General features: G+C 66.2%; 13 protein-coding genes. 4 read left to right on the plus strand and 9 right to left on the minus strand.

The window, feature by feature from the left end; all coding sequences use genetic code 11:
- Window positions 1-14 precede the first annotated feature (14 nt).
- The gene (locus tag AC3RCG_RS14790; RefSeq protein ID WP_492401474.1) at window positions 15-1,019 is read left to right on the plus strand and encodes a 2-hydroxyacid dehydrogenase; all 1,005 of its coding nucleotides are present in this window, start codon (window positions 15-17) and stop codon (window positions 1,017-1,019) included.
- On the opposite strand, the gene AC3RCG_RS14795 is transcribed toward AC3RCG_RS14790, so the two are convergent.
- Complete coding sequence (locus AC3RCG_RS14795) at window positions 1,008-1,370, minus strand: TfoX/Sxy family protein (protein WP_492401472.1); 363 nt, start codon at window positions 1,368-1,370, stop codon at window positions 1,008-1,010. The genes AC3RCG_RS14790 and AC3RCG_RS14795 overlap by 12 nt on opposite strands.
- A gap of 83 nt (window positions 1,371-1,453) precedes the next feature.
- On the opposite strand from AC3RCG_RS14795, the gene AC3RCG_RS14800 reads away from it, so the two are divergent.
- From AC3RCG_RS14800 to AC3RCG_RS14810, 3 genes are all read left to right on the plus strand, one after another.
- Complete coding sequence (locus AC3RCG_RS14800; RefSeq protein WP_492490362.1) at window positions 1,454-1,702, plus strand: hypothetical protein; 249 nt, start codon at window positions 1,454-1,456, stop codon at window positions 1,700-1,702.
- Complete coding sequence (locus AC3RCG_RS14805) at window positions 1,699-2,196, plus strand: MepB family protein (RefSeq protein WP_492401470.1); 498 nt, start codon at window positions 1,699-1,701, stop codon at window positions 2,194-2,196. Before AC3RCG_RS14800 ends, AC3RCG_RS14805 begins: the two co-directional genes overlap by 4 nt.
- A gap of 126 nt (window positions 2,197-2,322) precedes the next feature.
- Window positions 2,323-2,733, plus strand: a complete 411-nt coding sequence (locus tag AC3RCG_RS14810; RefSeq protein WP_230503350.1) for a hypothetical protein — start codon at window positions 2,323-2,325, stop codon at window positions 2,731-2,733.
- 468 nt (window positions 2,734-3,201) lie between these two features.
- Here the strand turns inward: AC3RCG_RS14810 and AC3RCG_RS14815 are convergent, their stop codons facing one another.
- The 8 genes from AC3RCG_RS14815 to AC3RCG_RS14850 form a co-directional block, all read right to left on the minus strand.
- Window positions 3,202-3,816 (minus strand): RES family NAD+ phosphorylase, encoded by a 615-nt coding sequence (locus AC3RCG_RS14815; RefSeq protein ID WP_492401468.1) that lies wholly within the window; start codon window positions 3,814-3,816, stop codon window positions 3,202-3,204.
- 1 nt (window position 3,817) lies between these two features.
- Window positions 3,818-4,528, minus strand: a complete 711-nt coding sequence (locus tag AC3RCG_RS14820) for a hypothetical protein (protein ID WP_436541948.1) — start codon at window positions 4,526-4,528, stop codon at window positions 3,818-3,820.
- A gap of 84 nt (window positions 4,529-4,612) precedes the next feature.
- Window positions 4,613-7,048: a glycosyltransferase gene (locus AC3RCG_RS14825; RefSeq protein WP_492401466.1), complete on the minus strand. Its 2,436-nt coding sequence runs from the start codon at window positions 7,046-7,048 to the stop codon at window positions 4,613-4,615.
- Entirely contained in the window at window positions 7,045-8,268 is a 1,224-nt protein-coding gene (locus AC3RCG_RS14830) for a TIGR04063 family PEP-CTERM/XrtA system glycosyltransferase (protein ID WP_492401464.1), read from the minus strand. Before AC3RCG_RS14830 ends, AC3RCG_RS14825 begins: the two co-directional genes overlap by 4 nt.
- A 4-nt stretch (window positions 8,269-8,272) precedes the next feature.
- Window positions 8,273-10,225: an XrtA/PEP-CTERM system amidotransferase gene (locus AC3RCG_RS14835; protein WP_492401463.1), complete on the minus strand. Its 1,953-nt coding sequence runs from the start codon at window positions 10,223-10,225 to the stop codon at window positions 8,273-8,275.
- Window positions 10,226-10,235: 10 nt separating this feature from the next.
- Window positions 10,236-11,450 (minus strand): TIGR03088 family PEP-CTERM/XrtA system glycosyltransferase, encoded by a 1,215-nt coding sequence (locus tag AC3RCG_RS14840; protein ID WP_230503339.1) that lies wholly within the window; start codon window positions 11,448-11,450, stop codon window positions 10,236-10,238.
- On the minus strand, window positions 11,440-13,023 hold the full coding sequence (xrtA, locus tag AC3RCG_RS14845; RefSeq protein ID WP_492490363.1) for an exosortase A: 1,584 nt from the start codon (window positions 13,021-13,023) through the stop codon (window positions 11,440-11,442). Before xrtA ends, AC3RCG_RS14840 begins: the two co-directional genes overlap by 11 nt.
- Entirely contained in the window at window positions 13,020-14,309 is a 1,290-nt protein-coding gene (locus AC3RCG_RS14850) for a TIGR03087 family PEP-CTERM/XrtA system glycosyltransferase (RefSeq protein ID WP_492401460.1), read from the minus strand. Before AC3RCG_RS14850 ends, xrtA begins: the two co-directional genes overlap by 4 nt.

A 14,309-nucleotide genomic window follows, 5' to 3' on the forward strand; every position in this document is an offset into this window, starting at 1 on the left:
TTCCAGGACACACCATGAAAATCGCCTTCTTTGCCAGCCAGCCCTACGACCGCCGTTTCTTTGATGAAGCCTTGCCGTCCCAGCCCGATCCGGCCGGCATCGAACTGGTCTACCACAGCGCCTTGCTGAGCCAGGAAACCGCGATCCTGGCGCAAGGCGCGCAGGCCGTCTGCGTCTTCGTCAACGACGTGCTCGACGCGCAAGTGCTGGAAGCGTTGCACGGCTACGGCGTGCGCGCCATCCTGCTGCGCTGCGCCGGCTACAACAACCTCGACCTGGAAGCTGCCCGGCGCCTGGGCCTGTTCGTTGCCCGCGTGCCCGCCTACTCGCCGGAAGCCGTGGCCGAATACACCTTGGCCCTGGTGCAGACGCTGAACCGCCACACGCACCGCGCGTATGCCCGCGTGCGGGAAGGCAATTTCTCGCTCGACGGCTTGCTGGGCGCCACCTTGCACGGCAAGACCGTGGGCATCGTCGGCACGGGCAAGATCGGCCTGGCCACGGCGCGCATTTTCAAGGGCTTCGGCTGCACGGTGCTGGGCCACGACCCGTACCCGGCGCCCGCGTTCGCGCAACTGGGCACGATGGTGGAATTACCGCAGCTGCTGGCCGAGTCCGACATCGTCTCGCTGCATTGCCCCCTGATGGACAGCACGCGCCACATGATCAGCGAAGCAACGTTGCCGCTGATGAAGAAGGGCGCCATGCTGGTGAACACTTCGCGCGGCGGCTTGATCGACACGGGCGCCGTCATCGAAGCGCTCAAATCGCGCCAGCTGGGCTCCTTGGCCATCGACGTGTATGAGCAGGAAAGCAATCTGTTCTTCCAGGACCGCTCGTCCGACATCATTGACGACGACATTTTCCAGCGCCTGATGACCTTCCCGAATGTGCTGGTGACGGGCCACCAGGGCTTCTTCACCATCGAGGCGCTGCGCGAAATCGCCGCCATCACCTACCACAACCTGGCGTGCTTCCGCCAAGGCAAGGTGTGCGAGAACAGCGTATTAACTGCTTGATGCCGGTTTCTTGGCCTTGGGCGGCGGCTTGGGTTTCGGCTGCGGCAAGGCGTCCGCCGTGCGCCGCGCCAGTTGACATAGCCAGTCGCGCTCGTCCCACAGCCCGCCATCGATGAGGAAATACGGCTTGGCTTGCGGGTAGGGCGGCGCTTCCTGCAGCGTGCCCATGGTGCTGATCCAGGCGCGGCCCGCGTCCGTCGGCTTGATGAAGAGCTGGTCGTCGGCGACGATGGCGAACATCTTGCCGTCGCAATACAGGCCGTACTCGCCAAACATTTTTTTCGCGCTGATACCGCCCGCGCCCGCCATCTGGTCGAGCAGGAAATCCACCGTGCCTTGCTGTGATGCCATGTTGTCCTCCGTATCAAGGAATAGTGTAGCGCACTGGCCAGGACAGTGTGGTGCGGCTACACTACGGCCATTGATTTTTTCGCATGAATTATTCGTCCATGACACCCCACCATATTATTCACCGTGGCATCACCATCGCCACCCTGACGGCTGACCAGGCCGTCGAAACCCATTGCGCACCGGGCCATACGGCCATCCGTGAGCAGACCGACGGATGGTGGCTGTATTTTGTCGACGAGGACGGCAACGTCGACGGCTACGACAGCCCGTTCGCCAGCCACGCCGAAGCGCTGTGGGCGGCCAAGGCCGCAGCCGAGTTCAGCGCGCAATGAAGGCCAGTCCCTGGGCTTTCCTGGGCTTGCCGCAAGCGCCCGTGCCGGAAGCGGAGAGCGCGGAATACGGCGCCTGCCGCGCCGAACTCCACGGCAAGCGCCTGGTCTTGCGCGTGGCCAAAACCACGCCGACGAAAACCGGCCAGTTCGTCACCGTCTGGAAACGCCCCCATCCCGACGCCGACATCGCCCCGCTGGACGAAGCCGATCCCGTCGATGCCGTCATCATCGCCGTGGCCGATGCCGTCATCATCGCCGTGGCCGATGCCGACGGCGACGGCGCGCGGCACGGCTTTTTCATCTTCCCGCGCAGCGTGCTGATCGAGCGCGGCGTGATGTCGCGCGCTGGCCAGGGCGGCAAACGGGCACTGCGCGTGTATCCGCCCTGGTGCGCGCCGGAAGCGCCGCAGGCGCAGCGTACGCAGCGTTGGCAGGGGGAGTGGTTTGTGGCGCAGGAGGATGTATCCGGGATTGCTTGCTTGCTGAAAGGCTGAACCAGACCTTAATATTATCTAGTCGAATATTGATACATACATGCCATCGTTGCGGATATATACTCAATGTAAGCGGCATGGAGTCCAATAAATGCCGGGGAATATGCTCTTTCTGAAAAATATAATATGAAGAAATTTAAAATATATGGTTTTTTCCTTGCTTTGGTATCGCTATGTGGCTGCTCTCCAGATCCCGGAAAAATTGCAGGGGAGTTGAATGGCTACGGAAACGAAGTCGCTGCTTCGTTCGAAGCAAAAATGAGTTATGACTCCTTGGTGCAGACCTTAGAAAAGCCCAGGCTCTCCTATGTGCTGAAATTTTCGACAGATGCCGTCGAATTCATGTCGGCGCCTGGCGCAGATGTCGACAGGGCGAAGTTCCTGGCAAACCTGGCGCGTACTGAGATTTGGCAGGCCAGGGTGTGCACTGAAAAAATAAAACAGTTAATGACAAAGCATAAAATGTTTCTTGTTTCATTTAATCTCACAAATACGTCAGGCGAGACACAGGCAATGGGTGTCTGTACGGCTAACTGAGCCTGCAATGTGTTTTCATCAATAATCAAAAAATGGAAGATTTGTGGAAAATGTAACGAAATTAAAGAGGTTAATTGAGGTTGCATTAGTTCTTATTCCACAAACCACGCCAGAGATATAAAAAAAGTGATCTGCCTGGTCGATGCCATTACTACGCCAGAAAAGTCGGAAGTATGGAAAAAGCTGGGGGACAGCTTACTTGAGGAAGCGGAAAATACCAGCACATCAGATGTGGACTCATACTCTTTCCTTGTGGTTGGTAGTGGATGCGTAGGGCTGTCGATAGGCTTAAAGCGTGAGGAAAATCAGAAGGCATCACAAGCGTGAGCCTGTAACATGCACGTGTGCTCCTTTCAAGAGAACGCGATCATATTTACCGTTTCAGACCTGCTGCGGTTAGCAAATGGACCATCAACGCAAGGCGGACAACATCACGCAGCAAGCGGATTTAGCGGAGAATTGGCGATCTCACGCAGGAATGATATTAAACAGTCGCATGGCATCCGGCATTTCCGGTGCTGCTATAAGCTGGACAGGTCCGCCAACGGCCGTGAGATAGGACCTGGCGCGATCAAATACCACGACCGCCTTTTCGTTGGTGAAATGACGCGACATATACAGGAAGCCATCGACCTGGAGCGGATTGCGATACACGGCCAGCGCCCATTGTTGCGGCAGCGTGTAACTTGATGTGCCGGTCAGGCCAGCATGTCCGCCCATCTGCTTGAGCAAATGGCCGGTCAGGTCAAACAGTCGCAAACTACCAATGAATTGATGTACCCACCGGCGATCAATCTCGGATTTGGCGATAGGAAATGCGCCCTTCACAGGCACTGCATCGTGCAACAGGGACTCGGCAAGAGCAACATCAAAGCTCGGCCCCAGATAGCAAGTGTTGTATTCGGGATGGCCTTTCTTGCAGCCAGGTGCATCAAACCGGTTCCCTCCGCTGGAGCCAAAATAGGGTTCGCCAGTCGCATGTCCCGAGATACGGTACAGGCCGGGCACCGGCAACCCGACGACGGGAAGCGTCGCGCTCGTTGCCAGCACCTTCGGAGGTGGTTTCAGCCTGGTCGCGGCCACATCATGCCTCCCTGAACGCTGTCGCTGCGGCGATGACGTCGGCAAATTTTCCTTTCCGTAAAGCATTGAGCGGACTGCTGCCGTTGAGCGACATCCGCGCAGTGGTGAAGAATTGCCACTTGCTGGACCCAGCCAGCTGTCCCAATTCCTTGTTCACTTTGCTGAGCTGGCGACGGTTCAAGGTGGGATCGGCGAAGAAGGCAGGGTACAGCTTCTTGCCGGAGACACTATCCATGGAAAACATTCGCTGTTCCGTCACGGCCTTGCTGATCGCCTGCCGCGTCACGCCCATTTGCTCGGCCAGTGTTCTTGAATCGACCAATTCGCCTTTCTTTTCCAGGCTTGCATATCTTTGCATTTCCTGGCGGGAAAACTGATCGAGGAATGCCTGGTTTTCTGGCGGAATCGTGCTTATACCGGCTTGCATTGTATGTGTGCGCTGGAATCGCTGGATCAATTCCTGGAGATCTGCACTAGAAACCACAGGCACTCCCGGCAGCTGTCGCGGTACATACGCCGCATCCTTTTCACGCGCATGATGCGCTAGCTGTTTGGGGCGTCGTATCTTGACCAATACGTAGCCCTCGCCAAGGTCGATGCCTTTTGCGCCGATCTTTCGGAGCGAATCACCCAGGGCCTTGCTTGCGTCAGGCACTGTCATTCGATGCGCGCTCTTCGCTTTTGCTGGCTTTGAGACTTCCAACTTTGCCATGACACCCTCCAGTTACCATACCAGATTCTACTCCATAAGCTGATATTGACAACCAAAGCAACCATATTCGGTGGCGTTTCGGCGTTAAGCCACTTTGCTCACCACATACCGGTACTTTCCCGACGCCTCCGCCGCGATTTCGTCGACTTCCTCGATGGCGATGTCGACCTGCGTGCCCAGCCTGGCCTGGAAAGCGGCGACGATGGCGCTTCGCGTGGCGTCGTCCAGGCGCGGCAGGCAGACGAGCAGCACGCGGGTGCGCAGCAGGCTTTCCTGGATGATCTTGAAACTGCGCACCTGCGGCAGTTCGCGCACGATGTAGACGAGGGCCAGGCCGTGCATGACGGTGCCATCGACGGCCGTGAGGAAATCCGTGCTGCGCCCTTCGATTTTTTGCAGCAGGGGCAGGCCGCGGCCGCAGGTGCACGGCTGCGTGCCCAGCGCGCCCACGTCGCCCGTGGTGTAGCGGATGAAGGGGTAGTCCTGCGTGGCCAGATGCGTGACGACGATGTCGCCGGTGGCCCCTGGAGGCAGCGGCCGGCCCTGGCCATCAACGATTTCCACGATGACGTCTTCGGCCGTGATGTGCATGCCGCCGTCCGGGCATTCGTGGGCGATGAAGCCCGCGTCGCGCCCGCCGTAGCCGTTGGCGACGGGGCAGCCGAAGGCGGCGGCGATCTGCGCGCGCTGCTCGTCGTACAGGCGTTCGGCCGTGACGAACGCCACTTTCACGCCCAGGCCGTCGAGCGGCAGGTCGCGCGCGCTCGCGTGGCTGGCGATGCGGCACAGGGCCGACGGATAGCCGAACAGCATGCGCGGGCGCCAGCGGCGCAATTGCTGCACGTAGCCGTCGAGGCGCGCGGGCGACATGGCAAACGCGGGCAGCAGGGTGGTGCGCAGCAGCGCGTCGCGCACGCGGCGCAGGCGGTCCTGCGCATGCAGCTCGATGGGAGAGCCCCACAGCACGGCTTCGCGGTCGCCGATATCGACGCCCCACCAGCGCGTGGCGCGCCACTTGGCGGCGATGTCGTGGCTGACCCTGCGCCTGCCGAGGAAGAATTGCAGCGGTTCGCCGCTGGAGCCGCCCGTGGCGAACGGGCGCAGGCCCACGGCGCGGGCGGACTTGAAGCTGTCGCGCGCGCTGGAGATATCCGCCTTGCGCAGCAGCGGCAGACGCGATAGATCGGCCAGTTGCCGCACCTGCTCGGGGTCGAAACCGCTGCGGGCGAACAGGGCGCGGTAGTGGGGCACGTGAGCGCCCGCGTGGCGCAGCAGCGCGCGCAGGCGCGCCAGCTGCCACTCTTGCAGCTGCTGGCCGCTCCACCACTGCGAGCGTTCCAGCCGGCGCAGCAGGCGCGCGCTGTGGTGGCCCTTGAGCCATTCATGCAGGGGAAACAGCCAGCGGGCGACGCAGCGCGTGTAGACGCCGGGGCGCGGCGCGGCGCGGATGCGGCGGTAATGGGCGGCCAGCCTGGGCGCGATGCCGGGCCAGCCGAAGGCGGCGGCGTGCGCCAGGCCCGCCTCTGCCAGCGCGCGGGCGCGCGGCGGGTCGCGCAGCAGCGCGAGCATGGCCTGCGCCATGGCGGCCGGATCGCCGGGCGGCACCAGCAAGGCCGTCACGCCGTCCTGCAGCAGCGTGGGGATGCCGCCCACATTGGTGCTGACGACGGGGATGCCGCAAGCCAGCGCTTCGAGCACGGAATTGGGCATGTTGTCGGCCAGGCTGGGATTGAGGACAATGTCGCTGGCCTGGTACAGCGCCGGCATGACCGCGTTGTCGACGGGGCCGGCGAAGCGTACGACATCTTGCACGCCGAGCGACCTGGCCAGCCGCGCCAGCGCCGCGCGCTGCGGTCCGCCCCCGGCCAGCACCAGGCGCGCCGCGGGAAAAGCCTCGCGCACGATGGCGAAGGCGCGCACGGCGCTGGCATTGTCATACAGGTGTTCCAGGTGGCGCGCCACGAGGATGCACGGGCCGGCGTCGCCAGGCGCACGCGGCGCGGCCGGCGCAAAGCGCTGCAAGTCGACCACGTTCGGCACGATGTGGGCCGTATGGCCATGCTGCTCGAAGACGCCGGCCAGGTAGGCCGACGGCACGACGATGGCGCTGGCGCGGCGCAGGCTGAACGCCACAAGGCGCGGCGAACGGGCGAAAAAGGCGGCCGCTTCGCCGCCCCGGTAATTGAGCAGGGCGGGTTTGCCTTTCCAGCTGGCGATCCACAGCGCGGGGGCGGCCTGCAGGTGCCATGACCAGCCGGAATTGGCCATGATGTGGAACAGGTCGACCGTATTGGCGGTGCGCCACAGGCGCCATAGCAGCAGTGGCAGGCGCAGCGCGGCGCGCAGGTAGCGGATGCGCGCCAGCCAGGGCGGCAGCACGGGGCCGTTGACGGCCAGCAGCTGCACTTGCGCGCCGTCCTCGCGCAGCTGCCGCGCCAGCTGCGCCGTTTGATTGGCCATGCCGCCGGCCGGCGGCGGCTGCGGGCCGACCAGCGCGATGCGCAGGCCCGTGAAGATCATGGCACGACTCCGGCCGCACCCGCCGCGACGCGCGCATACACGGGCGCATACCGGCCCACGCTGGCGCTCCAGCTGCGCTCCGTCTCGACGAAGGCGCGCGCCTGGCGCCGGAGCAGCGGCCAGCTGGCCGGTGCCAGCAGCAGGTTCAATATTGTCTGCGCCAGCGCCCCGGCGTCGCCGGCGCGAAACAGCATGCCCGTCGCGCCATGCTCGATCAGTTCGCGGTGGCCGCCCACGTCGGACGCCACCACGAGGCGGCCCTGCGCCATCGCCTCCAGCGGTTTCAAGGGCGTCACCAGCTCCGTCAAACGCATCGGCAGGCGCGGATACACGCAGATGTCGACCAGCTGATAATAGCTTGCCACCTGCGCATGCGGCACTCTGCCCGCGAAGACCACGGCATGGTCTATGCCCAGCTGCGCCGCCAGCGCCCGCAGCGCCGCGTCCTGCGGCCCGCCGCCGGCCAGCAGCAGCCGCAATGCCGGCTGCGCCGCCAGCATGCGCGGCATGGCGCGCAGCAGCAGGGCCAGCCCCTCGTAGGCATAGAACGAGCCGATGAAGCCGATGACCAGATGGCCATGCAGGCGCAGTTTGTGCGCCAGCCAGAGATCGTCGGGCGCGGTGATGCTGAAGGCCCCGGCATCGACGGCGTTCGGGATCACCGTGATTTTATGCGCGGACACGCCGCGCGCGCACAGTTCGCGCCGCAGGCCCTCGCAGATCGTGGTGACGGCGTCGGCGCGGCGCAGCGCATAGGTTTCCAGCGCCCGCGTGAGCCGGTAGCGCAGGCCGCCGGGCCGGCTGCTGCCATGGTCGGCGGCCGCGTCTTCCCAGAAGGCGCGCACTTCGTACACGACGGGAATGCCCAGCGCGCGGCCCGCGTTGAGGGCGGCGATGGCGTTCAGCGCGGGCGAGTGCGCGTGCAGGATGTCGGGCTTGAGCCGTTGCGCCAGCCGGCGCAGTCGCACGGCCAGGCCGACGATGACGGCCACCTGCCGCAGCACGGGCAGGTGTGCCCACCAGCGGGCATCGGGCGCCGTGCGGTAGAAATGCCAGCCGTCGACCAGCTGCTGCGCGCCATCGGACGGCCCCTGCTTGGCACTGGTGAGCTGCATGGTGAACCAGCCCAGTTCGCGCTGCTGCCGCAGGATGGCCAGGGTGCGGAACGTGTAGCCGCTGTGCAGGGGCAGCGAGTGGTCGAGGATGTGCAGGATGCGCATGGATTCACTCCATGGCCATGGCCGGCGCGGGTACCGCCGCCTTGCGGCCGTCGACGGGCAGCACCTGGCGCAAAAAGGCTTCGAACATCAGCAGCGACCACAGGGGCGCGCTGTAGTCGCGCCGGCCGCTCGCGTGCTGCCCGAGCAGCAGGCGCACGTAGTCCATGTCGAACAGGCCGCACTGCGCCAGCGTGGGACCGAGCAGCCGCTGCTGCAGGCGCTGGCGCAGCGGGCCGCGCAGCCAGTCGGCCAGCGGCACGGAAAAGCCCATCTTCTGGCGGTACAGCAGGGTGTCGGGCAGCAACGGGCGCAGGGCTTTTTTCAGCAGGTACTTGCCTTCGCCGCGCCGCAGCTTGAATTGCGGCGGCAGGCCGGACATCCACGCCACCAGTTCATGGTCGAGCAGGGGCGAACGCACTTCCAGCGCATGCGCCATGCTGGCCCGGTCGACTTTCGTGAGGATGTCGCCGGGCAGGTAGGTTTTCAGGTCCAGGTACTGCACCTGCGACAGCGGATCGTGCGCGGGACTGGCCAGCGCGTGGCGGCGCAGCACTTCGACGGCGCGGTAGCCGTGCAGGCTGCGCCGCAGCTCGGGGCTGAACAGGCGCGCGCGCATGGCGTCGCCCAGCAGGCTGACGCCGTGAAAATACGCGTCCGTCGTGTCGCGCGCCAGGCCTTCGAAGGTGGTCTTGGCGCGCAGGAAGCGCGGCGCCCAGTCGGCCTTCGGATACAGCCGCCCCAGGGTGCCGAACAGCGACTGGCGCAAGCCGGCCGGCAGCAGCGGGTTCATCGCCTTGCGCACTTTTTCCTCGCGCGTGTGCAGGCGGTAGCGCCGGTAGCCGGCCAGGCTTTCATCGCCGCCGTCGCCCGACAGGGCCACCGTGACCCGCTGGCGCGCCAGCTGGCACACCCTGTAGGTGGGCATGGCGGAACTGTCGGCGAACGGTTCGTCGTACAGATTGGCCAGCAGGTCGATCAGCTCGAAGTCGTCCTGCTCCACCTGGCGCGCGTGGTGCGCCGTGCCGTAGCGGCGCGCCACGAGGTCGGCGTAGCGCGCCTCGTTGTACGCGGGGTCGCCGAACGAGATGGAGCACGTGTTGACGGGCGTGCTGCTGGCCCCGGCCATCAGCGCCACGACGGCGCTCGAATCGACGCCGCCGGACAGGAATGCTCCGAGCGGCACTTCGGCCACCATGCGGATGCGCACGGCCTCGCGCAGGCGCGCCAGCAGTTCGTCGGCCGCCTGCGCCTCGCTGGCGGGCGGGTTCGGCGTGAACGGAATATCCCAATAGGATTGCGGCGCGGGCAGCGGCTGGCCGGCGCGGATGGAGAGGGTATGCCCGGGCGGCAGCTTGTGCGCGTGCCGGAAGATGCTGCGCGGCTCGGGCACATAGCCGTAGGCGAAATACTCTTCCACGGCCAGCGGGTCGAGTTCACGCGGCATGGCCGGATGCGCGAGCAGGGCTTTGAGTTCGGAGCCGAACAGCAGGGTGCCGTCCTGCGCCTCGCCGTAGTACAGCGGTTTGACTCCCAGGCGGTCGCGCGCCAGGAACAGCACATGGCGCCGGCGGTCCCACAGGGCGAAGGCGAACATGCCGCGCAGGCGCTGCACGCATTGTTCTCCCCACTGTTCCCAGGCGTGGACGATGACTTCCGTGTCGCTGCTGGTGCGGAAGGGGTGGCCGAACTGGCGCAATTCCGCCATCAGGGCGCGATAGTTGTAGATTTCGCCATTGAAGACGATGGCGATGCTGCGGTCGGCGTTGAACAGCGGCTGCTGGCCGCTGGCCAGGTCGATCACGGACAGGCGCCGGTGCGCCAGGCCGAGGCCCGGCTCGCGGTGCAATCCTCCCTCGTCCGGCCCCCGGTGGCGCAGGCTGTGGTTCATGCGCGCCAGCAGCAGCACGTCGATGTCGCGCTGGCCCTGCAAATCAAAGATGCCGCTGATGCCGCACATGGAAGGCCTTTCAGGGATAAGTGGACAGGTGGGACGGCTGGCGCGCGCCCGTCAGGCGGTCGTACACGGCCAGGTAGGCGCCGGCCATGGCGGGCAGGCTGTGCTCGGCCAGCACCTGGCGCCGCCCGCGCGCGCCGTGGCGCGGGCCCAGCTCGGGCATGCTGTAATAATCGAGCATGGCGTCGGCCAGCATCTCGGGCGAACCTGGCGGCACCAGCGTGCCGCTCCAGCCCGACTGCACCAGTTCCGCGTTGCCCCCCACCTGCGTGGCGACGACGGGCAGCCCCGTCGCCATCGCTTCGAGGATGGTGTTCGAGCTGCCTTCGGCCAGGGACGGCAGCACGAACAGGTCCATCGCGCGCAGCAGTTGCGCCACGTCGTCGCGCGCGCCGGGCAGCCAGGCCAGATGGGCCACGCCGGCCTGCTGCAGCAGCTCCAGGCACGCCTGGCGGCACGGCCCGTCGCCGACGATGATCAGGCGCAGACGCGCGCGGGCGCCCGGCTGGGCCAGCAGGAGCAGGAAGGCCTGCACCAGCGAGGCGTGATCCTTGACGGCCGCCATGCGCCCCACGCTGCCGATGACGAAGGCGCCGTTGCACAGGAAACCGGGCGGGCCCACAGCGGCGGGCGGCCCCAGGCGCGGATGGAATTGCACGCTGTCGACGCCATTGCCGATGTGCGACACCTGCGCGGGCGCCGCGCCGATGGCGTCCACCAGCCAGTGGCCCAGGTCGGCGCTGACGGCGATGAAGTGCTGCACCAGCGGCAGCATCAATTTGCGCAGCAGCCGGTATTTGCGGCGGGTGCCATGCAAGTCGCTCATGTCGCGCCCGTGTTCGCCATGCACGCGCAGGCGCACGCCGGCCAGCCAGGCCAGCAGCTGCGCTTCGAGGCAGCCCAGGTTGCGCGTGTGCACCAGCGCCGGCTGCAGCTGTTTCAGCACGCGGTATAGGTGCAGATAGTGGCGCCAGTCCTTGCCTTCGCGCTTGTCCAGGCTGATCACGTCGACGCCCGGGGCAGTCAGGCGCTGGCGGAACGCGGTGGCGTTTTTCATGCAGACGATGGCGTGCCGGTAGCGCCCGGGCGGCAAATGGTTGATCAGGTTGACCAGGCCGTTTTCCAGCCCGCCCACGTCGAGCTGGTGGATCACGTGCACGATCAGGGGAGCGCCGCCGGCCGCTGCATCAGCCTGGCGCGTGCCGCCGGTATCGAAGTCAAGGGCCATGCGGCAGCTCCTGCAAGCGTTGTTCGATGACGGGCAAGGCCGCCCGCAGGAAGGCTTGCAGGCGCGCGCGCGGCGGCGGCGCCAGCTCGTCGTAGGCGGCAAAGACGATGATGTCGGCGCCATCCTGGCGCCTGCCCAGCAGCTTGGCTTGCGCCAGCAGCAGTTTCACCAGCACGGGCCTGGCCGTGACGAAGCCGCCCTGGCGGTAGACGCGCCATACCAGCAGGCGTTCGCCCCCTTGCGCCAGCACGCTTTCGCGCACGGCCAGCTCGCCGCCGGCCAGGTTGACGTCTTGCACGCGCTGCGTCAGCGGCATCCAGCGGGGGCCATACGGCAAGGCCTGGTGGGTCAGCAGTTCGGCATCGCGCGCCTGGCGCGCATACCAGTGCAATTGGAGGCCCACCGGCGCGCCGTCGCTGTCCCGGCGCGCGTACGTGGCGGCAAATCGCGCGGGCGCGCCCGCATATGGCGCTTGCCACGCCGCTACCGCGTCTTGCAGGCGATGCCAGCCGCTCGGATCGGCCAAGGCCAACACGGTGGGGGAGCCGGTTGCCGCCGGGCCGTCGTCGCGGTGGCTGGCCAGGGCCAGTGCCGGCCATACGGCCGCCAGCAGCAGGCAGGCGATGCCGGCGCGCACGACGGCGCGCGGGCTGCCCGCGCTGGCGGCGCTCAGGCGTATGGGCTGAGCGGGAGGCACGGCGCGTGGCGGCGGCAATTCGCGCCAGCGCGCTGCCAGCCAGAACAGCAGCAGCGCCACCAGGCCGAAGAACAGCCAGCCATAGATCAGGTGGTCGACGCCTACGGCCAGGCGCATGTCGCTCAGGTGGCCCAGCATCACGATCAGGTAGGCGCGCACGCCATTGGCGAGGATGGGCACGAGCAGGGCGGCGGCCATGACGGCCAGGCGCCGCCGCGTACTGTGACAGTTGACGTGCGCGAACAAGGCGCCCAGGGCCAGCGCGGCGATCAGGTAGCGCAAGCCGCTGCACGCTTCCACCACCGACCAGTTGCCGGTGGGCAGTGAAAAATTGCTGCCATCGCGAAACACGGGCACGCCCGACCATTGCAGCGCGGTGACGGTAAAGGCGGCCGTGAACTCGATCAGCGGGTCGAGGAACACTTCGCCAAACGGCACGGCGAGAAACAGATAGGCCAGCGGAAAGGCCAGCAGGCGCACGGCCGGCCAGCCGAGGATGGCCAGCACGCAGGCCGGCAACATGCCCGTGGCCGCATACTGTTCCACCACGGGCACGTTGGCGGCGTCGGCCAGCAGCCATGCCAGGCCCAGCGCGCCCAGCAGCAGCAAGCCCTGGCGCGACGGCTGGGGCGCCAGCGCGGCCAGGCGGGCGCGCTGGCGCCAGGCCAGCCAGCAGCTGATGGGCACGATCAGGAAGCCGTGCGCGAACGTTTGCGAGCGGGACCACAGTTCCACCATCGACCAGAAGGTGGGGTGATACAGCAGCACGACGGCGGCCAGCGACAGCAGCAGGGCCGCCAGCGCGGCCTGGCGCCCGTCCTGCGGCAAGACAGCCGCCTCGGGCGAACGGGCCACCTGGTCGAGCTGCAAGCTCATGTGGACGGCTCCCGCACCGGCTGCAAGGGCGTGGCGACCCCGCTGACCGGCGCATCGGCCTCGGCAGGCAGACCCAGCATGGCGCCCAGTCCGCGCAGATTGCGTTCCCAGTCGTATTCCTGCAGGACCAGCTGGCGCGCCGCCGCGCCGATGGCCGCGCCGCTGCCTTCGGCCGTACCATTCTGGACATTGCGCAGCACGCGAGCCGCATGGTGGATGAATTCGGCGTCGTCGCGCGCCAGCAGCAGTTCCAGGCCCGGCTGGGCGGCGATGCCTTCGAGCGCCTGCGGCGTGGCCAGCACGATCTTGCCCATCGCCATCGCTTCGAGCACCTTGTTCTGCACGCCGCGGGCGATGCGCAGCGGTGCCACGGCCAGCGCTGCGCCAGCCAGGTAGGGCCGGATATCGGGCACCTTGCCCGTCACCACCACGCCAGGCACCCTGGCCAGCGCCGTCACGGCGGGCACGGGCGCGCTGCCGACGATATAGAACTGCAGCTGGGGAAACTGGCGCCGCAGCGCGGGCCAGACGTGGCGCACGAACCATTGCACGGCGTCGACGTTCGGCCAGTAATCCATGGCGCCCGTAAACACCAGCGCCTGCACGCCCGGTGGATACACGCCGGGCTGGGCCGCCATGGGCGAGAAATACGCCGTATCGACGCCGTTGTTGAAATACCCCGTCTTGCGCCGCGCCATCGGGGCGCACTGGCGGAACAGGGCCGCCTCGGCCGGCGAGACGAAGCTGGCGGCCGTGAACTGCTGGGCGATATGGCGCTCGTACTGCAGCAGCAGCTGCGCTTCGCGCCGGTACAGCAGCGACATGGGCCAGGGCTTGCTGTCGCTGTATTGGCGCCACTTGTCGGAATCGACATCGACGAAATCGATCACGCGGTGCAGGCCGCGGCCCGCGCTGCCGTCGATGTATTGCGCCATGGGTCCGGAGAAGGCCAGCGCGTGACGCACCTTGTCGCCCGATAACAAACCGTCGACCCATTGCAGCAGGCGTGCATCGCGGTAGTACTGCACGCTCATGGCTTGCCTCGACAGCAGCGCCTGCATGGCGCGCCAGCGGGCCGGGCCGCGCCGCAAGTCGATGAAGCGCGTGCTGGCGCACAGGGCGGCCACGGTTTTCGCATGCTGCCAGTCGTCATCATCGTCGATGAAGCAGCCCAGGTGCACGCGGAAATGCCGGCTCAGGTATTGCAGCATGTGCCACGAGCGTATCTTGTCGCCCTTGTTGGGCGGATACGGCAGACGGTGGGCGAGGAAGAGCAGTTCGCGCAT

This window comes from Janthinobacterium sp. GW823-FHT01H08 (assembly GCF_058797855.1).